At 72.5% G+C, this 22,337-nt stretch carries 21 protein-coding genes; 7 read left to right on the forward strand and 14 right to left on the reverse strand.

Translation table 11 applies throughout. The features are described 5' to 3' along the window. Window positions 1-171: 171 nt before the first annotated feature. Window positions 172-2,574 carry an HAD-IC family P-type ATPase gene (locus tag ACIRPP_RS06955; protein ID WP_403638614.1) on the reverse strand — a complete coding sequence of 801 codons (2,403 nt, stop codon included), beginning with the start codon at window positions 2,572-2,574 and terminating at the stop codon, window positions 172-174. A 142-nt stretch (window positions 2,575-2,716) separates the two neighbouring features. Continuing rightward, a complete protein-coding gene (locus ACIRPP_RS06960) occupies window positions 2,717-3,028 on the reverse strand; it encodes a DUF2530 domain-containing protein (RefSeq protein ID WP_403638616.1) in 312 nt (103 codons plus the stop codon). Window positions 3,029-3,312: 284 nt separating this feature from the next. On the opposite strand from ACIRPP_RS06960, the gene ACIRPP_RS06965 reads away from it, so the two are divergent. Further along, on the forward strand, window positions 3,313-4,764 hold the full coding sequence (locus ACIRPP_RS06965) for an NCS2 family permease (RefSeq protein ID WP_403638618.1): 1,452 nt from the start codon (window positions 3,313-3,315) through the stop codon (window positions 4,762-4,764). Window positions 4,765-4,801: 37 nt separating this feature from the next. Here the strand turns inward: ACIRPP_RS06965 and ACIRPP_RS06970 are convergent, their stop codons facing one another. After that, a complete protein-coding gene (locus tag ACIRPP_RS06970) occupies window positions 4,802-4,984 on the reverse strand; it encodes a ribbon-helix-helix protein, CopG family (RefSeq protein ID WP_403638620.1) in 183 nt (60 codons plus the stop codon). A 155-nt stretch (window positions 4,985-5,139) separates the two neighbouring features. Here ACIRPP_RS06970 and ACIRPP_RS06975 point away from each other — a divergent pair, with 155 nt between their 5' ends. From ACIRPP_RS06975 to thpR, 3 genes are all read left to right on the forward strand, one after another. Then, a complete protein-coding gene (locus ACIRPP_RS06975) occupies window positions 5,140-5,577 on the forward strand; it encodes a MarR family winged helix-turn-helix transcriptional regulator (protein ID WP_403638622.1) in 438 nt (145 codons plus the stop codon). 96 nt (window positions 5,578-5,673) lie between these two features. After that, window positions 5,674-7,035, forward strand: a complete 1,362-nt coding sequence (locus ACIRPP_RS06980; RefSeq protein ID WP_403638624.1) for an MFS transporter — start codon at window positions 5,674-5,676, stop codon at window positions 7,033-7,035. A gap of 363 nt (window positions 7,036-7,398) precedes the next feature. After that, window positions 7,399-7,971: an RNA 2',3'-cyclic phosphodiesterase gene (thpR, locus tag ACIRPP_RS06985; protein WP_403638626.1), complete on the forward strand. Its 573-nt coding sequence runs from the start codon at window positions 7,399-7,401 to the stop codon at window positions 7,969-7,971. A gap of 130 nt (window positions 7,972-8,101) precedes the next feature. Here the strand turns inward: thpR and ACIRPP_RS06990 are convergent, their stop codons facing one another. From ACIRPP_RS06990 to ACIRPP_RS07000, 3 genes are all read right to left on the reverse strand, one after another. After that, entirely contained in the window at window positions 8,102-9,094 is a 993-nt protein-coding gene (locus ACIRPP_RS06990; RefSeq protein ID WP_403638628.1) for an aldo/keto reductase, read from the reverse strand. Between the two features lie 43 nt (window positions 9,095-9,137). Further along, window positions 9,138-9,725 (reverse strand): Uma2 family endonuclease, encoded by a 588-nt coding sequence (locus tag ACIRPP_RS06995; protein ID WP_403638630.1) that lies wholly within the window; start codon window positions 9,723-9,725, stop codon window positions 9,138-9,140. Between the two features lie 110 nt (window positions 9,726-9,835). Continuing rightward, window positions 9,836-10,513 (reverse strand): GDSL-type esterase/lipase family protein, encoded by a 678-nt coding sequence (locus ACIRPP_RS07000; RefSeq protein WP_403638631.1) that lies wholly within the window; start codon window positions 10,511-10,513, stop codon window positions 9,836-9,838. A gap of 107 nt (window positions 10,514-10,620) precedes the next feature. Here ACIRPP_RS07000 and ACIRPP_RS07005 point away from each other — a divergent pair, with 107 nt between their 5' ends. Then, window positions 10,621-11,628 (forward strand): WD40 repeat domain-containing protein, encoded by a 1,008-nt coding sequence (locus tag ACIRPP_RS07005; protein ID WP_403638633.1) that lies wholly within the window; start codon window positions 10,621-10,623, stop codon window positions 11,626-11,628. A 47-nt stretch (window positions 11,629-11,675) separates the two neighbouring features. Here the strand turns inward: ACIRPP_RS07005 and ACIRPP_RS07010 are convergent, their stop codons facing one another. Continuing rightward, a complete protein-coding gene (locus tag ACIRPP_RS07010) occupies window positions 11,676-12,491 on the reverse strand; it encodes a TetR/AcrR family transcriptional regulator (RefSeq protein ID WP_403638635.1) in 816 nt (271 codons plus the stop codon). An 85-nt stretch (window positions 12,492-12,576) separates the two neighbouring features. Here ACIRPP_RS07010 and ACIRPP_RS07015 point away from each other — a divergent pair, with 85 nt between their 5' ends. Both ACIRPP_RS07015 and ACIRPP_RS07020 read left to right on the forward strand, forming a co-directional pair. Continuing rightward, the gene (locus tag ACIRPP_RS07015; RefSeq protein WP_403638637.1) at window positions 12,577-13,551 is read left to right on the forward strand and encodes an ATP-binding cassette domain-containing protein; all 975 of its coding nucleotides are present in this window, start codon (window positions 12,577-12,579) and stop codon (window positions 13,549-13,551) included. Beyond that, entirely contained in the window at window positions 13,548-14,369 is an 822-nt protein-coding gene (locus ACIRPP_RS07020; protein ID WP_403638639.1) for an ABC transporter permease, read from the forward strand. The genes ACIRPP_RS07015 and ACIRPP_RS07020 overlap by 4 nt, the downstream gene beginning before the upstream one ends. 55 nt (window positions 14,370-14,424) lie before the next feature. Here ACIRPP_RS07020 and serC read toward each other — a convergent pair whose 3' ends face one another. The 7 genes from serC to ACIRPP_RS07055 form a co-directional block, all read right to left on the reverse strand. After that, the gene (gene serC / locus ACIRPP_RS07025; protein ID WP_403638641.1) at window positions 14,425-15,543 is read right to left on the reverse strand and encodes a phosphoserine transaminase; all 1,119 of its coding nucleotides are present in this window, start codon (window positions 15,541-15,543) and stop codon (window positions 14,425-14,427) included. Window positions 15,544-15,640: 97 nt separating this feature from the next. Beyond that, window positions 15,641-16,927 (reverse strand): cytochrome P450, encoded by a 1,287-nt coding sequence (locus tag ACIRPP_RS07030; protein ID WP_403638643.1) that lies wholly within the window; start codon window positions 16,925-16,927, stop codon window positions 15,641-15,643. Further along, complete coding sequence (locus ACIRPP_RS07035) at window positions 16,924-18,171, reverse strand: cytochrome P450 (RefSeq protein WP_403638645.1); 1,248 nt, start codon at window positions 18,169-18,171, stop codon at window positions 16,924-16,926. Before ACIRPP_RS07035 ends, ACIRPP_RS07030 begins: the two co-directional genes overlap by 4 nt. Beyond that, window positions 18,168-18,803 carry an ATP/GTP-binding protein gene (locus ACIRPP_RS07040; RefSeq protein ID WP_164350803.1) on the reverse strand — a complete coding sequence of 212 codons (636 nt, stop codon included), beginning with the start codon at window positions 18,801-18,803 and terminating at the stop codon, window positions 18,168-18,170. The genes ACIRPP_RS07035 and ACIRPP_RS07040 overlap by 4 nt, the downstream gene beginning before the upstream one ends. Beyond that, entirely contained in the window at window positions 18,784-19,131 is a 348-nt protein-coding gene (locus ACIRPP_RS07045) for a DUF742 domain-containing protein (protein ID WP_164350805.1), read from the reverse strand. Before ACIRPP_RS07045 ends, ACIRPP_RS07040 begins: the two co-directional genes overlap by 20 nt. Then, complete coding sequence (locus tag ACIRPP_RS07050) at window positions 19,128-19,535, reverse strand: roadblock/LC7 domain-containing protein (RefSeq protein WP_164332398.1); 408 nt, start codon at window positions 19,533-19,535, stop codon at window positions 19,128-19,130. Before ACIRPP_RS07050 ends, ACIRPP_RS07045 begins: the two co-directional genes overlap by 4 nt. Then, window positions 19,532-22,000 (reverse strand): ATP-binding protein, encoded by a 2,469-nt coding sequence (locus tag ACIRPP_RS07055; protein ID WP_403638648.1) that lies wholly within the window; start codon window positions 21,998-22,000, stop codon window positions 19,532-19,534. The genes ACIRPP_RS07050 and ACIRPP_RS07055 overlap by 4 nt, the downstream gene beginning before the upstream one ends. Window positions 22,001-22,337: the final 337 nt, after the last annotated feature.

Here is a 22,337-nt window from a genome sequence, read left to right on the forward strand (position 1 = left end):
CGTCAGGCGCACCCACCCGGTTCCCCGCGTCCCCGCCAGGGACGCGGGGAACCGTGCGTCGTGGGCCCGTTCCTGCGCGGGGAACCGTGCGTCGTGGGCCCGTTCCTGCGCGGGGAACCGTGCGTCGTGGGCCCGGCCCTGTGCGGGGAACCGCGCGTCGTGGGCCCGGCCCTACGCGGGGAACCGGCGGTCCACCCACCGCCACAGGAACTCCAGCGTCGCCGCCGCCACCGCGGCGATCCCGACCGCCGTCCACGGCATCGTCATGCCGACCAGCTTCAGGGCGAAGAACTCCTGCAGCCACGGCACGACCAGCACCAGCAGGAACCCGGCGCCCATGGCCGCGACCAGACCGACCCGCCACCAGGTGTAGGGGCGGGCGATGATCGCCAGCACCCACATCGAGATCAGGAACAGCGTCAGGGTCGCCGCGCTGGTCTCCGCGCCGAGCGCGTCCGGGCCGCTGTAGTGGTGCCGGGCGATCAGATACGTAGCGAACGTCGCCAGCGCGGCCAGCGCGCCGCCCGGGATCGCGTACCGCATCACCCGCCGCACGAAGTGCGGCCGGGCCCGTTCCTTGTTGGGGGCCAGGGCCAGGAAGAACGCCGGGACGCCGATGGTGAGGGTGGACAGCAGGGTCAGGTGCCGCGGCAGGAACGGGTACTCGACCTGCCAGCACACCACCAGGATCGCCAGCAGCACCGAGTACACCGTCTTCACCAGGAACAGCGTGGCGACCCGGGTGATGTTGCCGATGACCCGCCGCCCCTCGGCGACCACCGACGGCAGCGTGGCGAAGCTGTTGTTCAGCAGCACGATCTGCGCGACCGCCCGGGTGGCCTCCGAGCCGGAGCCCATCGCCACCCCGATGTCCGCGTCCTTCAGCGCCAGCACGTCGTTCACCCCGTCGCCCGTCATGGCGACCGTGTGGCCGTGCGACTGGAGCGCGCCCACCATCTCCCGCTTCTGCTGCGGGGTGACCCGCCCGAACACCGTGCCCTCGTCCAGCGCCCCCGCCATCCCGTCCGGGTCGGACGGCAGCCGGCGGGCGTCCACCGTCGACCCCTCCAGGCCCAGCTTGGCGGCGACCGCGCCGACCGACACCGCGTTGTCCCCGGAGATGACCTTGGCGCGGACGTCCTGCTCGGCGAAGTAGCGCAGGGTGTCCGCCGCGTCCGGCCGCAGCCGCTGCTCCAGCACCACCAGCGCCACCGGCCGCACGCCCTCGGCGGCCTCCGGGGCGTCGACGTCCACGCCGTCCCGGGCCCGGGCGAGCAGCAGGACCCGCAGCCCCTGCTCGTTCATCCGCACCGTCTCCGCCAGCGCCGGGTCGCCGGGCGCCAGCAGCACGTCGGGCGCGCCCAGCAGCCAGGTCACCGGACGCCCGCCCGGCTCCTCCTCGAAGGCCGCGCCGCTGTACTTGCGGGCGGAGGAGAACGGCAGCGTGTCCGTCAGCCGCCACTCGGTGGTGTCCGGGTACGCGTCGATGATCGCCTGGAGGGAGGCGTTCGGCCGGGGGTCCGCCGACCCCAGCTCGCCCAGCACCTTCCGCAGATACGCCTCGTCCCCGTCGCCGAGCACCCGCAGCTCGGTGACGTCCATGCCGCCCTCGGTGAGCGTGCCCGTCTTGTCCAGGCAGACCGTGTCGACCCGGGCGAGACCCTCGATGGCGGGGAGTTCCTGCACCAGGCACTGCTTGCGGCCCAGCCGGATCACACCGATCGCGAAGGCGACCGAGGTGAGCAGCACCAGCCCCTCGGGGACCATCGGGACGATGCCGCCGACGGTGCGGGCGATGGAGTTGCGCAGCTCGTTGTGCTTCACCACCAGCTGACTGATGATCAGGCCGATCGCGGTCGGCACCATCATCCACGTCACGTACTTGAGGATCGTGGAGATGCCCGAGCGCAGCTCGGAGTGGACCAGCGTGAAGCGGGACGCCTCCTCGGCGAGCTGCGCCGCGTACGCCTCGCGGCCCACCTTGGTCGCCTGGAAGGCGCCGCCGCCCGCGACCACGAAACTGCCGGACAGGACCGGGTCGCCCGGCTGCTTCACCACGGGGTCGGCCTCGCCGGTGAGCAGCGACTCGTCGATCTCCAGCCCGTCCGCCTCCGCGCACGTGCCGTCCACGACCACTTTGTCGCCCGGACCGATCTCGATCAGGTCGCCGAGCACGATCTGGGACGTGCTGACCTCCACGGCCGTCCCGTCCCGCCGGACCGTCGGCCGCACCTCACCGATCAGCGCCAGCGAGTCCAGGGTCTTCTTCGCCCGCCACTCCTGGATGATGCCGATCCCGGTGTTGGCGAGGATGACGAAGCCGAACAGGCTGTCCTGGATCGGCGCCACGATCAGCATGATCACCCAGAGCACGCCGATGATCGCGTTGAACCGGGTGAAGACGTTGGCCCGCACGATCTCGGCCATCGACCGGCTGCTGCGCACGGGCACGTCGTTGACCTGCCCGCGGGCCACCCGCTCGGCCACTTCCGCGGAGGTCAGTCCGGTCACGCGGGACGTGACCGTGCCGGGCTGCTCCGCCGTGATCCGGCCGCCCGTGTCGAGATGCGTCATGCCTCTGACGTTACGTGCGGCCGGGGCGGCTCACCCACCGGACCCCGGCAACTTCCGACCTGGGAAGGAGAGGCGTCCTGCCGTGGTCGTACGGGACCCTCGAAGGGGACCCCCGAACAGCGCGCCGGACCGGGGCCGTCCGTCAGTCGGCCGGGGTGGCCGGGGCGCGGCCGTCGGCCCGGGCCGCGCCGCCCGCCGTTGCGTCCCGTGCGGCCTGCGCCTGCTTGATCGCGGCGTCGCGCCGACGGACGTACCAGATGCCGATGAAGCCGAGCCCGCCGCCGGCCAGGCAGGTCCACAGCCACCAGGTGCTGTCGCGGTCGTCGAACCAGCCGTAGAACGGCAGCTGCACCAGGAAGAGGACGAACCAGACGACGGTGCCGCCGACGATGGTGGCGACCACGGGGCCCTCCAGGGGCTCCGGTGCCTCGTGCTTGGGGGTCCACTTCTCCATGCGGGCAGTCTACGAGGGGCCGCGGCGGGCCGTCGTGCCACGTCCGCGGGGTGCTTCCGGCGTCGTTCTCCCCAGCCGGTCCGCGTGCGGTCCGCGTACCCGGCACGCACGCGGCACGCACGCGGCACGCACGCAGCGCCTACGCAGCGCGCACGTGCGTCTACGCGCGGAGATAGCGGAGCGGCCGTTATATGTTCATACTGAAACGGTTTGTCTCTGACCACTTCTGTTCGTAGGAAACGCCAAAGAGTCTCGCTTTGAGGCCACCGGTGATGAGGTCCCGCATGTCCACGTCGGCTCCCGCCAAGGCGCCCACCCCGGAACACCCGGAGGGCGGCCCGGCGTACGGCGCCCTCGACCGCTACTTCAAGATCTCCGAGCGCGGCAGCACCCTCGCCCGCGAGATCCGCGGCGGTTTCGCCACCTTCTTCGCGATGGCCTACATCATCGTGCTGAACCCGATCATCCTCGGCAGCGCGAAGGACATGTACGGCCACCAGCTCGACAACGGCCAGCTGGTCACCGCGACCGCACTGACCGCCGCGTTCACCACCCTGCTGATGGGCGTCATCGGCAACGTGCCGATCGCGCTCGCGGCCGGGCTCGGCGTCAACTCGGTCGTCGCGCTCCAGCTCGCGCCCCGGATGTCCTGGCCGGACGCCATGGGCATGGTCGTGCTGGCCGGCTTCGTCGTCATGCTGCTGGTCGCCACCGGGCTGCGGGAACGCGTGATGAACGCCGTCCCGTACGGCCTGCGCAAGGCCATCGCCATCGGTATCGGCCTGTTCATCATGCTGATCGGCCTGGTCGACTCCGGCTTCATCACCCGCATCCCGGACGCAGCCCAGACCACCGTCCCGCTCCAGCTGGGCGTCGGCGGTCACCTGAACGGCTGGCCGGTGCTGGTCTTCGTCCTCGGCGCGCTGCTCACGCTCGCGCTGATCGTGCGCAAGGTGCCCGGCGCGATCCTGCTCTCCATCGTCGCCATGACGGTCGTCGCGATGATCATCAACGCCGTGGCCGACATCCCCTCCTGGGGCCTGACCGACCCGACCTGGCCCGGCAACCCGGTGGCCAGCCCCGACTTCGGCCTGATCGGCGAGGTCAGCCTGTTCGGCGGTTTCGCCAAGGTCGGCGTGCTGACCGGCGTGCTCTTCGTCTTCACCGTGCTGCTGTCGTGCTTCTTCGACGCGATGGGCACGATCATGGGCGTCTCCGACGAGGCGAAGCTGACCGACGGCGACGGCCACATGCCCGGCATCAACAAGGTCCTGTTCATCGACGGCGTCGCGGTCGCCGCGGGCGGCGCCAGCTCCTCCTCCGCCACCACCGCCTTCGTCGAGTCCACGGCCGGGGTCGGCGAGGGGGCCCGGACCGGCTTCGCCAACGTCGTCACCGGCTCGCTGTTCGCCGTCGCGCTGTTCCTCACGCCGGTGGCCACCATGGTCCCGAGCCAGGCGGCCACGCCGGCGCTGCTCGCGGTCGGCTTCCTGATCCTGGCCGGCTCGGTCAAGGAGATCGACTGGGCGGACTACACGATCGCCGTCCCGGCCTTCGTCACGATGGTGATGATGCCGTTCACCTACTCGATCACCAACGGCATCGGCATGGGCTTCATCACCTTCTCCGTGCTGCGCCTGGCGGCCGGGCGCGGCCGGGAGGTACCGGTGGCGATGTACGCGGTGTCGGCGGTGTTCGCCTTCTACTACCTGATGCCGGCCCTGGGCCTGACCTGATCACCCGGACCGCCGCCGTGAGCGGTTCTGCGGGGTCTCAGGTCACCCCGTAGAACCGCTCCGTCTCCTCGACGGCGGTCTGGAACCGCTGGTCGAAGTCGTCGCGTCGGAGTGTCCGGACGACATAGTCCTGGACGCTCATGCCGCGTCTGGCGGCATGCTCCCGGAGCCGTTCGAGCAGCTCCTGATCGATCCGCAGGCTGAGCACGTCGGTCCCCATGGCCACGAGCGTTGCCGCACTTCTCGCCCCCGTGCGTCCCCTTCGCCGTATTGATCACTCGTACGAGTGATCCGGGACGGTAGTGGCCGGAGTCACGGCCGATTCCGTGCCTCACCGATGGTCCTTAGCGAGAGTAATGAGTTACGCTAAGCACCATGCCGGACTTCAGCCATGGCGACGACGCAGCCGCCGTGAACTCCCTCCGCTCCGCCGTGATGCGGCTGTCCCGTCGGCTCAAGCACCAGCGGGTCGACGAGTCGCTCAGCCCCACGGAGATGTCGGTGCTCGGCACCCTGGCCCGCTGCGGCCAGGCCACCCCGGGCGAGCTCGCCCGCAGGGAGCACGTCCAGCCGCCCTCCATGACCCGCATCGTCGCCCTGCTCGAGGGCAAGGGTCTGGTCCGGCTGGACCCGCATCCCGACGACCGGCGCCAGAAGGTCGTGCGGCAGACCGAGCAGGCGGAGGCCATGCTTGCGGAGAGCCGCCGCCGGCGGAACGCGTTCCTGGCCACGCTGGTGGAGGGGCTCGACGAGGACGAGTGGGCGAAACTGCGCGCCGCCGCCCCCGTGCTGGAGAAACTCGCACACCTGTAGGCCCGCCGCCGCGGCCCCACCGGCAGACCGCCGCCCCGGCGACGCCCACGCAGAAAGCGCTGTAGCACCCGCTGTAGCAACAAGGAGATGAACCCTTTGAGTACGGGATCCGGAGCAGCTTCCGCCCCCGCACCAGACACCCACGACACCCCGGCCGCCCTCGACGGCTCCCCCCGCACGTCCTCGATGTTCTCCTCGTTGAGGGTCAGGAACTACCGGCTGTTCTTCCTCGGCCAGGTCGTCTCCAACATCGGCACCTGGATGCAGCGCATCGCCCAGGACTGGCTGGTGCTCACCCTCACCGGCTCCGCCGCCGCCGTCGGCATCACCACGGCCCTGCAGTTCCTGCCGATGCTGCTGTTCGGCCTCTACGGAGGCGTCCTCGTCGACCGGCTGCGCAAGCGCCCCACCCTGCTCGTCACCCAGACCGCGATGGCGCTCACCTCCCTGGTGCTGGCCGTCCTCACGCTCACCGACAGCGTCCAGGTCTGGCACATCTACGTCGCCGCGTTCGCGCTCGGCCTGGCCACCGTCGTCGACAACCCGGCCCGCCAGTCCTTCGTCGCCGAGCTCGTCGGCCCCCGCCAGCTGCAGAACGCGGTCAGCCTGAACTCCGCGAACTTCCAGTCCGCCCGCCTGGTCGGCCCCGCCGTCGCGGGTGTGCTGATCACCGGCGTCGGCACCGGCTGGGCCTTCCTCCTCAACGGCCTGTCCTTCGTCGCGCCCATCGCCGGCCTGCTGTTGATGCGCTCCCGCGAACTGCATGCCGCCACGCCGTCCAAGCGCGGCAAGGGCCAGCTCCGGGAGGGCCTGCGCTACGTCGCCGGGCGGCCGGAACTGGTGTGGCCGATCGTCCTGGTCGGCTTCATCGGCACCTTCGCCTTCAACTTCCCGGTCTACCTCTCGGCCTTCGCCGACGACGTCTTCCAGGGCGGCGCGGGTGCCTACAGCCTCTTCAACATCCTGATGGCCGTCGGCTCCCTGGCCGGTGCCCTGCTCGCCGCCCGGCGCGGCACCGCACGCCTGCGGCTGCTCATCCTCGCCGCGCTCGCCTTCGGCACCGTCGAGATCGTGGCCGCCTGGGCACCGGCGATGTGGATGTTCGCGCTGCTCATGATCCCCATCGGCCTGTTCGCGATGACGGTCAACGTCACCACGAACACCAGCATCCAGATGTCCACCGACCCGGCCGTCCGGGGCCGCGTCATGGCCCTGTACATGATGGTCTTCCTCGGCGGCGCCCCCGTGGGAGCGCCCATCGTCGGCTGGATGACCGACACCTACGGCGCCCGGATCGGCCTCGCCGTGGGCGGTGCGATCGCCGTGGCCGCCGCGGCCGTCATCGGCCTCATCCTGGCCCGGCTCGGCAACCTGCGCCTCACCGTCGGCTGGCACGGCGGGCACCCCAGGGTGCGGTTCGTGCCGCGCGAGCGGGAGAAGACGCTGGTGGCGGCCTGACCCCTGCCTGATCCCTGCCTGATCCCTGCCGGAGGGCCGCCGGGAGGGTGCGCGCGGGTCCGGCCCCGGGCGCGCCGCGCCCCTCCCCGAAGTCCTCCGGCGCCGGGTCGCCCGGGGCCGGCCCTCCCTGCCGCGCGACCGGGGGGAAGACCCGGCGGCGGCCGCGGATGGGAGACGCTGGGAGACGGCCCGGCGGCGGCCGCGGATGGGAGACGGCCCGGCGGCGGCCCGAGGGTCTTTCGGAGCCCTGACCACCGACGACAACACGGCGAGGCGCGGTGCCGGGGCCCGCGAGCCCCGCGTGATCCAGCCGAGCGACCCTTGGAGCCGTCGGGGCCCCGGCCCACCCGCGAAACTGGCCCCATGAGACTCTTCGCCGCCCTGCTGCCCCCCGAGGACGTCATCCGCGAGCTGGCCGCCGAGGTGGACCGGCTGCGGGCGCTGCCCGGCGCGGACGCCCTGCGGTGGACCGGGCGGCCCGGCTGGCACCTCACCCTCGCCTTCTACGGCGAGGTCGACGACGTCCTCGTCCCGGACCTGGACGCCCGTCTGGAACGGGCCGCCTCCCGCACCGCACCCTTCGAGCTGGCGCTCGGCGGCGGCGGCCACTTCGGCCGGGGCCGGGCGCTGTGGGCCGGCGTGGACGGCGACCTCCGCACCCTGCGGCTGCTGGCCGACCGGTCCGAGGCCGCGGCCCGCAAGGCCGGCGTCCCGATGGGCGAGCACCGCCGCTACCGCCCCCACCTGACCCTGGCCCGCAGCCGCACCGCCCTCGACGTCCGGCCCCACCTTGACGTCCTCGGCGGCTTCCGCGGCCGCGCCTGGACCGTGACCGAGCTGGCCCTCGTCCACAGCAGCCTGCCGAGGCCGGGCGTCCCGGGTGAGCAGCCCCGTTACGAGGCGGTCGCCCGTCACGCCCTGGGAGCGGCCGGTTAGTCTCGAAGGCGTGGACCCGAAGACCCGTAACCGGATCATGGCCGGTGCGCTGATGCTGATGTTCGTCGTCGTGGCGCTGGCGGCGGCCCTGGGCAAGTAGCGCCGCCGCCCGCGCCCCGACGTGCGGATGTCACCAGGCGAACGCCTCCGGTGAGGGCCCCGGGCCCGGGAAGATCTCGTCCAGCGAGGCCAGCAGCTCCTCGCTCAGCTCCAGCTCCACCGCCCGCAGGGCCGAGTCGAGCTGCTCCGCGGTGCGCGGGCCGACGATCGGCCCGGTCACGCCGGGCCGGGTGAGCAGCCAGGCCAGGGCGGCCTCGCCGGGTGCGATGCCGTGCTTGTCGAGGAGGTCCTCGTACGCCTGGATCTGCTCGCGTGTCTTCGTGTCCTTGAGCGCGTCGGCAGCCCGGCCGGACGCCCGGCGCCCGCCCTCCGCCTGCTTCTTGAGCACCCCGCCCAGCAGACCGCCGTGCAGCGGCGACCAGGGGATGACACCGAGGCCGTACTCCTGCGCGGCCGGGACGACCTCCATCTCGGCGCGCCGCTCGGCCAGGTTGTACAGGCACTGCTCGCTGACCAGGCCGATGGTGCCGCCGCGCCGGGCGGCGATCTCGTTGGCCTGGGCGATCTTGTAGCCGGGGAAGTTGGAGGAGCCGACGTAGAGGATCTTGCCCTGCTGGATGAGGACGTCGATCGCCTGCCAGATCTCCTCGAAGGGGGTGCTGCGGTCGATGTGGTGGAACTGGTACAGGTCGATGTAGTCGGTCTGGAGCCGCTTCAGGCTGGCGTCCACGGCCCGCCGGATGTTGACCGCGGACAGCTTGTCGTGGTTGGGCCAGGCCTCGCCGTCGGCGGCCATGTTGCCGTACACCTTGGTGGCGAGGACGACCTTGTCGCGGCGGTCGCCGCCCCGGGCGAACCAGTTGCCGATGATCGACTCGGTGCGGCCCTTGTTCTCGCCCCACCCGTAGACGTTGGCCGTGTCGAAGAAGTTCAGGCCGGCGTCCAGCGCCGCGTCCATGATGGCGTGGCTGTCGGCCTCGTCGGTCTGCGGACCGAAGTTCATCGTCCCGAGGACGAGGCGGCTGACCTTGAGTCCCGTGCGTCCGAGCTGCGTGTACTCCATGGTTCCCCACCCAACGTCCTGGAGTGCGCTCCAAGCAAGGGGCTCAGTCCCGGGGGAACCCGTCCGTGGGCAGCGTCAGATCGGCCACGGTGCCCGTCAGGTCGATGTCGTCGCCGAAGTCCACCCTGGTCCGGGTGACGTAGTCACCGTTCTTGGGGTCGGTGTAGACGAAGCAGCGCCCCAGGCAGGGGTCGGCGATGACGTACAGGGGGATTCCGGCGGTCGCGTACGCGGCCTTCTTCGGGCCGTAGTCGTTGGCGGCCGTGCCCTCGGAGATGACCTCGAAGACGAACCGGACGTCCGTGTGGCGCCACCGGCCCCGGTCGTCCTTCTCGGCGTCGGCGCCGAGCACCGCCACGTCGGGGCAGAAGCCGTTCTCATGGCCGGGGAAGTCGATGCGGACGTCGGAGAACACCTTCGCGTCCTTGCCGAACCGCGCTTCGACGGCCATGGCCATCCGGAAGATGATGGCCCAATGGGTGTCGCGCTGCGGCGTCAGGTAGACGTTGCCCCCGACGATCTCGACCCTGAATCCCTCGGGGACGGGCATCCGCTCCAGCCGCTCGAACCACTCGTCCAGACGCTCGGAGTCGACGTCGGCCAAGGCGATCCTGTCTTCGACGACGGTCATCGTGGCGCTCCTCCCCGTCGCACCCACGGACGAATGCGACCGCGCGGTACAACGATATGCACGGTGAGCAGGACACGGTGCCGTCCTGCCCGGGCCGTCTCGCCGGGTGGCTACGCCTGCTCGTAGGGGCCGCCCAGGTCCCAGTCGCGCCACATCGCGTCGGCGAAGGCGGCCGCCATGCGGTGTTCGCCCGACTCGTTGGGGTGGGTGCCGTCGTAGGTGTCGGTGTGGAAGTCGTAGGCGGCGGTCGGGTCGGCGAGGAGGAGGGGGGAGGCGTCGGTGCCGAGGTCTATGACCGCCTTCGCGAGCAGGTCGTTGAAGCGGGCGACCTGGGCGGCGAAGGGGGCGTCCTGGTCGGCGCGGATGTTGTGCAGCACCGGCATGATCACCATGCGCACCGACGGGCGCGCGGCGCGGGCGCCGGCGACGAAGGCGCGGACGTTGTCCGCGGTCTGCTCGGCGTTGGTGTAGAAGCCGAGGTCGATCAGGCCGAGGGAGACCAGCAGGACGTCGGCACGGGCGGTGCGGACCGCGTCGCCGATCAGCGGGGTCAGGTGGTGCCAGCCCTCGCCCCAGCCGGCGAGGTGGCCGCGGGGGAAGTCCGGGTCGGCGTAGGCGTACGAGGTGGGGGCCTCGGCGGCCTTGTCGTAGAGCGTCTCGCGCGGGCCGGTGAAGGTGAACGGGCCGCCGAACGTTCCGCACAGGTGCTGCCACAGCCGGTAGCGCCAGGTGTGTTCACCCGCGCTCCCGATCGTCATCGAGTCACCCACGGGCATGAACCTGAGCATCCGCTCATCATCGTGGATCACCCCCGCCGACGGGGTGTGAGACCGGCCACGCGTCCGGGTGATCCCCACCGGCGCTGAACTGCCCTGCCTGATGGCAGGCTTGGGGCATGCGCCGACCCTTCGCCCTGCTCGCCGCCGCCCTCCTCACGGGCGCGCTCGCCGCGCCCGCCTCCGCAGCCGAGGGGGAGGGCCCGCGGACGCGGAGCGCGGGCGACGAAGGGTTCACGATCAAGGACCCGCGGATCACCGAGTCCAGCGGTCTCGCCGCCTCCCGGCAGCACCCCGGCATCTACTGGACGCACAACGACAGCGACGACGGTCCCTACCTGTACGCCGTCGACAGCGCGAGCGGGGAGACCGTCGCCCGGGTCACGCTGTCCGGCATCGGCGCGCCCCGCGACGTGGAGGCGATCTCCATCGGCCCCGGCAACCGGATCTTCGTCGGCGACATCGGCGACAACCTCGGCGGGTCCTGGCCGCACGTGTGGATCTACGAGCTGCCCGAGCCGAAGGAGCTGAAGGACCAGACCGTGCGGGCCACGCAGTACGTGGTGACGTACTCCGACGGCGCGCGGGACGCCGAGTCGATGGTCGTGCACCCGAAGACGGGGCGCGTCTACCTCATCGACAAGAACGAGGAGGGCGGGCACCTGTACGAGGGGCCCGCCGAGCTGTCCGCGTCGGGCACCAACGTCTTCCGGCGGACCGTCCCGATCGACCTGTGGGCCACCGACGCCGCGCTCTCCCCGGACGGCGAGCACCTCGCCGTGCGCGGCTACCTGGGCGGCATCCACTACGCCTGGAACGACGGGAAGCCGCAGCGCAAGGGCCGGCTGAGCGTGCCCCTCCAGGGCCAGGGGGAGTCCGTCACCTTCTCGGCGGACGGCACCCGGCTGCTGTACGGCACGGAGGGCGCCGAGAGCCCGGTCGAGGCGCGCGAGGCGCCCGGGGCGAAGGGCGCGGAGGGCGCCTCCGGCGACGGCGACGGGGCGCGGGCCGGGGACGACGGCGGCGCGGGGGGCGACGGACTCGACGACGGCGTCATGATCGGCGGAGCGGCCGTGGCCGTGATCGCCGCGCTGCTGTTCGCACGGGGACGGCGCCGCCGGGGCTGACGGCGGGCGCGGCACGGCCGTGCGGTGGTCCGGGGTGCCGCGTCCGGTCAGGCCGTTTCCGCCCGGCGGGCGACGTGGACCTCCAGGCCGTCGAGGATGCGCCGCAATCCGAAGCCGAAGTGGTCGAAGTCGGGGCCGAAGGTGTCCTCGGAGAGGGCCGCCATCACCGGGTAGCGCCCGGTGCTCATGGCCTTTTCCAGGGTCGGCCGCTGGGCCTCCCAGAACTGGGACTCGGTCAGTCCCGAGGTGCGTTCCGTCTCCTGCCAGAACAGGTCCGTGCGGGCGGCGCCGACGACGTAGCCGTCGATCATGATGATGACCGACAGCAGTTCGGGATCGGACAGTCCCATGGGCCTGATCCGGGCGAGCACCCGCTCCAGGCCGTCCAGCGCGTGGGGGCCGAGGACCGGGCGGGACTGGTTGACGCCCAGCAGCCACGGGTGGCGGTGGTACCGGGCGAGGGTGGCGCGGGCGTGTTCCTCCAGAGCCGCCCGCCAGCCGCCGTCGCCCGGTGACGCGGGGGCGTCGGGGGAGGCGGAGGGGGCGCGCCCGGGGCCGGGCGCGGCGTCGTCCTCGGGGCGCTGCACGCGGTCCAGCATCAGGTCGAGCAGTTCCGCCTTGCCGGGGACGTAGCGGTACAGGGTCATCGTGCCGGTGCCCAGTTCGGTGGCGATGCGGCGCATCGACAGGGCGTCGAGTCCGTCCCGGTCCGCGACCTCGACGGCCGCGTCGACGATCCGCTCCAGCGTCAGGCCCGGTTTCGGTCCCCGGCTCGGCCGCCGGTCGGTGTTCCACAGCAGGTCCAGGGTCCGGGCCAGGTCACCGCCCCCGCTGCTGCGGGTGTCGCCCGCACTGCTCGTCATGGGAAGCAGTCTAGGTCCGCCGAGAAAACCGGGTACGGTGTACGCGCTATCGGGTACGGTGTACTCGGTTTTCGGAAGGGGGACCATGAACGACGACGAACACGCGGTGCGCGCACGGGCCCTGGAGAAGCGCTACGGCGACAAGCGCGCCCTCGACGGCTTCGATCTGACCGTCCGCACCGGCACCGTGCACGGACTGCTCGGTCCGAACGGGGCGGGCAAGACCACCGCCGTGCGCATCCTGTCCACACTGATCCGGCTGGACGGCGGACGCGCCACGGTCGCCGGCCTCGATGTCGCGCGGCGGCCCCGCGAGGTGCGGGCGCGGATCGGGCTCGCCGGGCAGTACGCGGCGGTGGACGAGGTGCTCACGGGGCGGCAGAACCTGGAGATGTTCGGCCGGCTGTTCCATCTGGGCGGGACCGGCGCCCGGGCACGGGCGGCCGAACTGCTGGAGCAGTTCGAGCTGACCGACGCGGCCGACACCGGGGTCGGCGACTACAGCGGCGGCATGCGGCGCCGCCTCGACCTCGCCGCCTCCATGATCCTCGCCCCGGCGGTGATGTTCCTGGATGAGCCGACCACCGGGCTCGACCCCCGCAGCCGGGGAGAGGTCTGGGATTCGGTACGGACGCTGGTCGAGGGCGGCACGACCGTGCTGCTGACCACGCAGTATCTGGAGGAGGCCGACCGGCTGGCCTCCCGCGTCACGGTCATCGACCGGGGGAGGGCCATCGCCGACGACACCCCGGACGGCCTGAAGAACCAGATCGGCGGCGACCGCGTGGAGGTCGTGGCCGCCGAACGGGCCGACCTGCCCCTGGTGGTGAAGATCGTCGCCCGGGTCGCCGACGGGGAACCGGAGACGGACCCGGTCGGGGCACGCGTCCACGCGCCGGTCACCGACCGGGTGGGGGCCCTCACCACGGTGGCCCGCAGCCTGCAGGACGAGGGCGTGCGGGTCGAGGACCTCGGGCTGCGCAGGCCCAGCCTCGACGACGTGTTCCTGCGCCTGACGGGCCATCGGGCGGACGCCGACGACCAGGGGGAGGCGGCATGAGCGCCCCGCACACGGTCCGGCCGGCCGGGCACGGCCCTGCGTACTGGGCCGTCGCCGACTGCTGGAACGTGGTCCGCCGCGGACTCACCCACTACACGCGCCAGCCCGCCAACATCGCCTGGCAGCTTGGCTTTCCGATCATGTCGGTGCTGCTCTACGGCTATGTCTTCGGCAGCGCCATGAAGGTGCCGGGCGGGGGGAACTACACCGACTTCCTGATGCCCGGGATGTTCGTCATGACGATGGCGTTCGGGTTCATCAACACGGCGACCGTCATGGTGTACGACTCCACCAAGGGCGTGATCGACCGGTTCCGCTCGATGCCGATGGCCCCGTCCGCGGTGGTCGCCGGGCGGGGCGTCACTGACATCGCCGTCGCCTGCGCCGAGTTGGCCATCATGATGCTGACCGCGCTGGCCATGGGGTGGCGCCCGGACGTCGGCTGGGGCTTCCCGGTGGCCTTCGGCCTGCTGCTGTGGCTGCGGTTCGCGCTGATCTGGCTCGGGGTCTGGCTGGGGCTGCTGGTGCCCAACCCGGAGGCCGCGGGCGGCCTGTTCGCGGTGGCGTTCCCGCTCACGATGATCTCCAGCGTCTTCGTCGCGCCGCAGCTGATGCCCGACTGGCTGGGCCTGGTGGCCGCCTGGAACCCGATCTCGTTTACGGCCGTCGCGGTCCGCGAGCTGCTCGGCGCGCCGGCCGCCGTCGGCGACTCCTGGATCGAGCAGCACGCGCTGCTCATGGCGGGGGTGTGGCCGCTGGTGCTGACGGCGGTTTTCCTGCCCTTGGCGGTGGGGAGGTTCCAGCGGCTCAGCCGGTGAGACCACGAGGGGCGCCCGGCCGGTAGGCCGGGCGCCCCTCGTGGCGGTGGTGCGGTTACAGCTTCTCGATGACGTGGTCGACGCACTTGGTGAGCGCCTCGACGTCGGACGGGTCGATCGCCGGGAACATCGCCACCCGGAGCTGGTTGCGGCCCAGCTTGCGGTAGGGCTCGGTGTCGACGATGCCGTTGGCGCGCAGCACCTTGGCGACGGCGGCGGCGTCGACCTCGTCGGTGAAGTCGATCGTGCCGATGACCTGGGAGCGCTTGGCCGGGTCGGTGACGAACGGGTTCGCGTACTTGATGTCCTCGGCCCAGCCGTACAGGGTGCGGGCCGAGGTGGCGGTGCGGCGGACCGCCCAGTCCAGGCCGCCCTGGCCGTTGAGCCACTCCAGCTGCTGGTTCAGCAGGAACAGGGTGGCCAGGGCCGGGGTGTTGTACGTCTGGTTCTTGCGGGAGTTGTCGATCGCCGTGGGCAGGGAGAAGAACTCCGGGATGTGGCGGCCGCTCGCGTGGATCCGCTCGGCGCGCTCGATGGCGGCCGGGGAGAACACGCCGATCCACAGGCCGCCGTCGGAGGCGAAGGACTTCTGCGGGGCGAAGTAGTAGACGTCGGTCTCGGCGATGTCGACGGGCAGGCCGCCCGCGCCGGAGGTGGCGTCGACCAGGACGAGCGCGCCCTCGTCGGCACCGGCCGGCCGCTTGATCGGCATGGCGACGCCGGTGGAGGTCTCGTTGTGGGTGAAGGCGTAGACGTCGACACCGGCGGCGGCGGCCGCCTCGGGGTGGGTGCCGGGGTCGGCGGCGATGACGTCCGGGTCGGCGAGCCAGGGGGCCTGCTTGGCCGCCTTGGCGAACTTGGAGCTGAACTCGCCGAAGGTGAGGTGCTGCGACCTGTTCTCGATCAGGCCGTGGGTCGCGATGTCCCAGAAGGCGGTGGAGCCGCCGTTGCCGAGGACGACCTCGTAGCCCTCGGGGAGCTGGAACAGCTCGCGGATGCCCTCGCGCACGCTGCCGACCAGGTTCTTCACCGGGGCCTGGCGGTGGGAGGTGCCGAGCAGGGACGTGCCGGTCGCGGCCAGTGCGTCCAGCGCCTCCGTCCGCACCTTGGAGGGACCCGCGCCGAAACGTCCGTCGGCGGGCTTGATGTCAGCGGGAATCTGGATCTCAGCCACGAAAGGGGAGCCTAGCGGCTGACGGAGGGGCGCGGCGCGTTTCGTCCGTCCGCTGAGACGGCCGGTGGACCGTGCGGGCCACCGGCCGTCCCGGGCGTCAGGTGCCGAGGCGCACGGGCAGCTCGTACAGGTCGTTCTGCGTGACGACCGGCTTGTTGCGCAGCTCGGCGGCCGGAACGGCCAGGTCGAGGCCGGGGAAGCGGGCGTAGAGCGCCGGGAGCGCCACACCGGCCTCCAGCCGGGACAGGGCGGCGCCCGGGCAGACGTGCGGGCCGTGGCCGAAGGAGATGTGCCGGCCTGCGGTCTCCCGGGTGATGTCGAACTCACCGGCCGTCGGCCCGTGCGCCTGCTCGTCGCGGCCGATCGCCGCGTACGACACGATCAGCGCGTCCCCGGCGGGCAGCACCTTGTCGCCGACGGGCACGTCCTCGGTGGCGAACCGGATGAGGACGTGCGAGGTGGGCGTGGACCAGCGCAGCGTCTCCTCGATCACCGCCGGCCACTCGGCCTTCCCGGACAGCACCAGCTCGCGCTGCTCGGGGTGGGTGGAGAGGTTGACCACCGCGTTGACGATCAGGGAGATCGTCGTCTCGTGTCCGGCGGCGACCATCAGCTGGAGCGTGGAGACGATCTCTTCGTCGGTGAGCCGGTCGCCGTTCTCCGACGCCAGGATCAGCGCGGACGTCAGGTCGTCGCCCGGGTTCTCACGCTTGTGCGCGACCGTCTCCGCCATGATCGCGGCCAGCTCGGTGAGCGTGGCGACGACCTCCTCGGGCGGGGTCTGGGTGGAGAAGAACTTCTCGAACAACTCCCCCAGCCGCGGCAGCCGTTCCTCCGCGAGCCCCATCAGGTCGGCGATGACGTACATCGGCAGCGGGTACGCGAACAGCGCCTTCAGGTCGACGGTGTCGCCCGGCTCGGCGGCCACCCGGTCGAGCAGCGAGTCCGTCAGCTCGGTGATGCGTTCCCGCATGTGCTCGACCCGGCGGGGCGTGAGCGCCTGCGCGACGAGCGTGCGCAGCCGGCGGTGGTCGGCGCCGTCCACGGTCAGCATGGAGCGGGGCGGGTTGGCCAGGCCGATCAGGGGCCAGTCGGGGGCTATCTCGCCGCGCTGCCAGGCGCCCCACACGTTGATGTCCTTCACCAGCCGCGGGTCGGTCAGCAGCTTCTTCGCCTCGGCGTGGTGGGTGACCGCCCACACGTCCACGCCGCCCGGCAGCGTCACCGCGGCCAGCGGCCCGGCCGCCCGCAGCGCGGCGCTCTCCCCGTCCAGGTCGGAGACGAAGGGATCGAGGTGGATGCGGTCCGTGCCCGCCGCCGGGTGCGGGGCGGTGGGGCGCGGTGCGGTCGGGTCCGGTGCGGTGGGGTCCGTGGCGGCCGTCATGCGGGCGTTCCTCCAAGGGCGGGGGTGGGAGTGAAGGTGACCGGAAGTTCCGACAGCCCGCGCAGCCAGGGCGACGGGCGGCGGGAGAGCGACGCGGCCGGCACCGCGAGGTCGATGTCCGGCAGCCGGTCGAGGACGACCTCGATGCCGGTGCGCGCGATCACCTCGGCGATCTCCTGCGCCGGGAAGGGGCAGCGGTGTTCACCGTGGCCGAAGGAGAAGTGCGCGCCGTTGCCTCCGGTCAGGGCGGAGCCGTCGGTCCGCACCTGCGGGTCGGCGTTGGCGCCCTGGAGGCCGAGCAGCAGCAGGTCCCCGGCGCGGATGCGGCGCCCGCCCAGCTGGGTGTCGCGGGAGGCCCAGCGCCCGGCCACGTTCTGCGTGGGGGTGTCCTCCCACAGCACCTCGTTCATCGCTTCGGCGATGCTGTTGCGGCCGCCGAACAGGGAGGCGGCGAACCGGGTGTCGGTCAGCATCAGGTGGAGCGAGTTGCCGATCCAGTCGGCGGTGGGCTGGTGCCCGGCCGCCATCATCACCATGAGGTCCTGGACGATCTCCTCGTCGGTGAACCCGGAGGTGTCGGCGAGCATCCGGGTCACCACATCGTCGGCGGGCTGTTCCCTGCGCAGGGCCACCAGTTCGGTCATCGACGTGAACAGGTGGGTCTGCCCGGCGATGGCCCGTTCCCGCCCGTCGATCATGTCGTTGAGGGCGGTGACCAGTGCGGGGCCCTGGTCGTCGGTGAAGCCGTAGAGGCGGGTCAGGACCCGCACCGGGAGCAGCATCGCGTACTCGGCGACGATGTCCGCACGGCCCTCGGAGCAGATGCCGTCGATCAGTTCGTCGGCGAACTTCTCGGCGTGCCTGCGCAGTTCGAACGGGTCGACGGCCTCCAGGGCGGCCACCATCATCCCGGCCCGCTGCCGGTGCCGCTCCCCGACGGTGTAGAGGATCGACGGCTGCTTGCGGCCGATCATCGGCAGCAGCGGCCAGTCGTCGGGGATGTTCACCCACTGGCTCCACAGGTCGGAGTCGCGGCTGAACAGCACCGGGTCGCCGGTGATCTGGTGCAGTTCCCGGTAGCCCAGCACCAGCCAGGCCGGTACGTCGCCGTCGAGGAGGACGGGTACGACGCTGCCGTGGGCGCGCCGCAGCTCCCGGTACACCCGGGCCGGGTCGTCCTGGAGCAGGGGGCCGCTGAAGCGGACGGGACCGGGATCGGAATCGGGATGGGGGGCGGGGCTCACACCAGCTCCTGACGGGAGGCTCGGGCGGGGTCGGCGTAGTGGGCCCGGATGTGTTCCACCAGCGTGATCAGCACGATCTTGCTGGACTCCCGGGACCGCGCGTCGCAGTTGACCAGCGGCACGTGCGGGTCGAGGTCGAGCGCCTCGCGGATCTGCTGGGGCGTGAAGGTGGGCCCGCCGAAGTCGTTGCAGGCCACGATGAACGGCGTGCCGTGCTTCTCCAGCCGGTCGATGGCGTACCAGGAGTCGTCGATGCGCCGGGTGTCGACGAGGACGACCGCGCCCAGCGTGCCGGAGAACAGCCGGTCCCACAGGAACCAGAAGCGTTCCTGGCCGGGCGCGCCGAACAGGTACAGCACGTTGCGCGCGTCGAGCGTGATGCGGCCGAAGTCGAAGGCGACGGTGGTGGCGGTCTTGCCGCGCACCCCGCTGATGTCGTCGACGGCCTCACCCGCCCGGGTCATCGTCTCCTCGGTGTTGAGGGGACGGATCTCGCTCACCGAGCGGACCATGGTGGTCTTTCCGGCGCCGAAGCCGCCCACGACCACGATCTTGAGGCCGTTGTCGGCCGTCGAGCCCAGCGGGGTGCGCGTCTCGGCCGGGGGGCGCGGGTCAGAGGTTGCGGAGTCCAACGAGCACCTGCTCCAGGATGTCGGGGTCGGGAACGGCGGTCCTGCGCGGGTGCCGGGCACTGACCCGGCCGGCCGCGAGCAGGTCGGACAGCAGGATGCGGGTGATGCTCACCGGCAGTTTCAGTTCGGCGGCGATCTCCACGACCGCCGTGGGGCGGTCGGTCATGCGCAGGATCGCCGCGTGCTCGGACTGCATGCCGGGCACGGGGTCGCATTCGGCGACGACGAGGGTCACCAGGTCGAAGGGGTTGTCGGGGCCGGACCGGCTGCGTCCCTGGGTGAGGGTGTAGAGCCGGTCCGGTGCGTCGTCCCTGCCCGGCCTGCTCATGAGGTGCGCGGCTGGGCGGTCAGGTGCTCGCCGATCTGCTCCACGAGCTCGCTCATGTTGTGCCCGACGAGTCCGGCGTCCGCGTCCTCCGCGGTGACCACGGCCAGGTGCGCGCCCTCACCCGCCTCGACGATGAACAGCACGCCGCCGTAGAACTCGGTCATCGCCGAGCGCACGCCGCCGCTGCCGTCGCCGAACTCGACGGAGGCGCCGTGGGACAGCGACTGGATGCCTGCGGCGATGGCGGCGAGCTGGTCGGCCTGGTCGGCGGAGAGCTCCGGAGTGCGGCACAGCTTCAGGCCGTCACGGGACAGCACGAGCGCGTGCCGCGCACCCGGCGTGCGCTCCAGCAGGCCCTCGATCAGCCAGGTGAGCTTGTCGTCGGCGGTCGTCGTGCCGGTCATGTGGTCGTGTCGCCTTCCGGGGTATGGGGGGTTGCTGCTGCGGTGTCGGGGGTGGAGGGGGTGGGTGGGGAGGCTGGGGTGTAGGTCGCGTCCGCGTGGGTGGTGACGGTGGCCGGGTCGGCGTCGGTGGTGACGGTGGCCGGGGCGGCGTCGGCGGCCGGGTCGGCGTTGTGGTCGGGGCCGGGGCCGGGGCCGGGGGTGGCGGAGTCCGGGGCGGCCGTGGCGTCCGGGGTGTGCGTCGGGTCCGGGGCCGTGGGCTCCGGGATCTCGGCGGTGTCCGGGGTGGCTGCGCGGTCCGCGAGGGGGGACGTGTCCGCCGCGTGCGCGGTGTCCGGGGTGTCCGCCGTGCCGGTGGCGTCCGGGGTGTCGGCGGCCGGGGCGGTGGTGGGCGCGGGGGTGGCCAGGGCCGGGGCGCCGGTGGGCTGCGTCGGGGCGTCGGTGGCAGCGGGGGCCGTACCGGTTACCGTCCCCGTCCCCGTACCGGTGCCGGCGGCCGGTGCCTGGGGTGCCTCGTCGGCGGCGGTGGCGCGTACGGCCCGGCGGAAGGTGTTGAAGCGGGCCGTGCGGGCGCGTGTCTCGTCGGCGGTGGGCGCGGGGCGCGGCGCGGGCACGGTGTCGTGCCGGGTGCGCTCGGCCTCGGCGAGGGTGCGTCCGCGGCGGCGGCGCGGCAGCGTCAGCGGCGCGGGCGCGTCGGCGTCCGGGGCCGTCCGGTCGCCCGTCGTGGCACCGTCCGCGGCGGGGTCGGAGGCCGAGGCGCGGACAGGGTCCGGGGCCGGGGTGCCGTGGGCGGGCAGGGGGTCGGGGTCCAGGTCGGCGGCCCCGGCGCGGGACGCCGCGTAGGAGGGCGCGGCGGTGGGTTCCGCGGGGGTGGACGGGGTGGTGCGCGGCGCCGGCCGGACGGTGCCGTTCCGGGTGCCGTCGGCGGCGGCCGGGGCGGCGGTGCCGTGGCGCTCCTCCGGCTCGCGGCCGGTGGCGGCACGGGACGGGAGGGCCGGTTCCGGCGCGTCCGACGGGGCGTGCGACGGGGTGCGCGTCGTGGCGGGCGCGGGGGACGTGGTGACGGCGGCGGGCGGTGCGGTTGCCGCGGCCTCCGGCGGTACGAGGATGTCCTGCGGGACGAGCATCAGCACGCCGGTGCCGCCGCGGGCCGACGGGCGGTACGAGACCCGCAGGCCGTACCGCCGGGCCAGCCGGCCCACCACGGCGAGGCCCAGCCGGGTACCGGTCAGGCCGCCGAGGTCGGCCGACTCGCCGGAGACCGCGCGTTCGGCGCGGCGCAGCTGGGCCTCGCCCATGACGAGGCCGCTGTCCTCGACGGACACGATGACCCCGGCCGGCACCTCCTCCACGTAGACGTGGACCTCGGCGGTCGGCGGCGAGAAGTTGGCGGCGTTGTCCAGGAGTTCGGCGAGTGCGTGCATGACGCCCTCGGCGGCGTGCCCGGCGACGGCGGTGTCGCTGGTGGAGTGGACGCGGATCCGCTGGTAGCCGCTGATGCGGCCCATGGCGCCGCGCAGGATCGACTCCATGCCGATGGGCCGGGCCCAGCGGCGGCCGGAGCGGGCGCCGGTCAGGACGGCGACGGAGTCGGCGAGGCGGCCCGCCTGGGCGGTGCGGTGGTCGAGGTGCAGCAGGTCGGCGAGCACCTCCTCGTCCTGGTGCTTCTCCTCCATGGCGCGCAGGTCCGCGAGCATGCCGGTGGCCAACGCCTGCATCCTGCCTGCGGTGTTGGCGGTGGCGGACACGGCGGCGGCCCGGGCGCTGTTGGCGTCGCGCAGCTTCTTCGCGAGCCGGGTGTTCTCCTCGCGGAGCCGGTCGGACTCCTCCTCGGCACGGGTCCGCAGCTCGGCCAGCCGAGTCCGCTCCTCGTCGTGGTCGCGGGTCAACCGGGCGGTGTGGGCGGCGTGTTCCTCGGTGATGAGGCGCAGCTTCTCGGCGTGCTCACCGGTGAGCCGTTCGAGCTCGGCGGTGTGGGCCTCGGTGAGGTGCGCCTTCTCCTCGGCGTGCTGGAGGGCCGACTGGGCGGTCTGGGCGGCGTGCTCACCGGTGAGGCGTTCGCGTTCGGCGGTCAGGGCCTCGGCGAGGTGGGCTCGCTCCTGGTCGAGTTCGGCCGTCAACCGGGCGCGCTCGCGGTTGAGTTCGCCGGTGAGCCGCTCGTGCTGGCGGCGGACGTCCTCGGCGGTCCGGGCGCGTTCCTGGAGCAGCCGGCCGACGTCCTGGGTGACGGCCTCCAGGCGTCCGCGGGCCGCGCGTGCCGTCAGGACGGCGTGGGTGGCCACCGTCACGGCCGCGCACAGCAGCAGGGCGGCGACGATCGCGGTCCATCCGACGGCGCCCCGGGCCGGCTCCGGTCCCAGCATGACGGCCGCGACGGCCCCCACGGCGCCGAGCACCAGGGTGAGCAGGGGGACGGGCAGCAGAGCACGCGGGGTGGGGCGGTCGCCGGGGAGCAGGGGGGAGGTCATCAATCAGGTCCTCGGTCGGGTCCTCGGGCTGGTCCGCTGGTGCGTGGGCCGGGGCCACCGTGTCTGCCGTGACCCGTGTGGCCATCACTGTCGTTTTGGGGTCGCGTTTCGTACGAGAGCGGTGGGACGCACGCAACTCGCGGTCACTATATGGGAGTTCGTGATCGCTTTGGGAAGTATCCCTTCCAGTTCTCGGGATGTGGCCGGGCTCCCACACGATCCGGGCCGGGGCCGGGCGGCTCCGGTCACATCGGGGGCCCGCATCGGCCGCATCCCGCCGTACCGGAGGCCCTCCCGGGGGCGGGCCCGGCTCGGATCCGGGTCCCGGCTCGGATCC

The organism is Streptomyces sp. NPDC101219, from assembly GCF_044767675.1.
GTDB lineage: Bacteria > Actinomycetota > Actinomycetes > Streptomycetales > Streptomycetaceae > Streptomyces.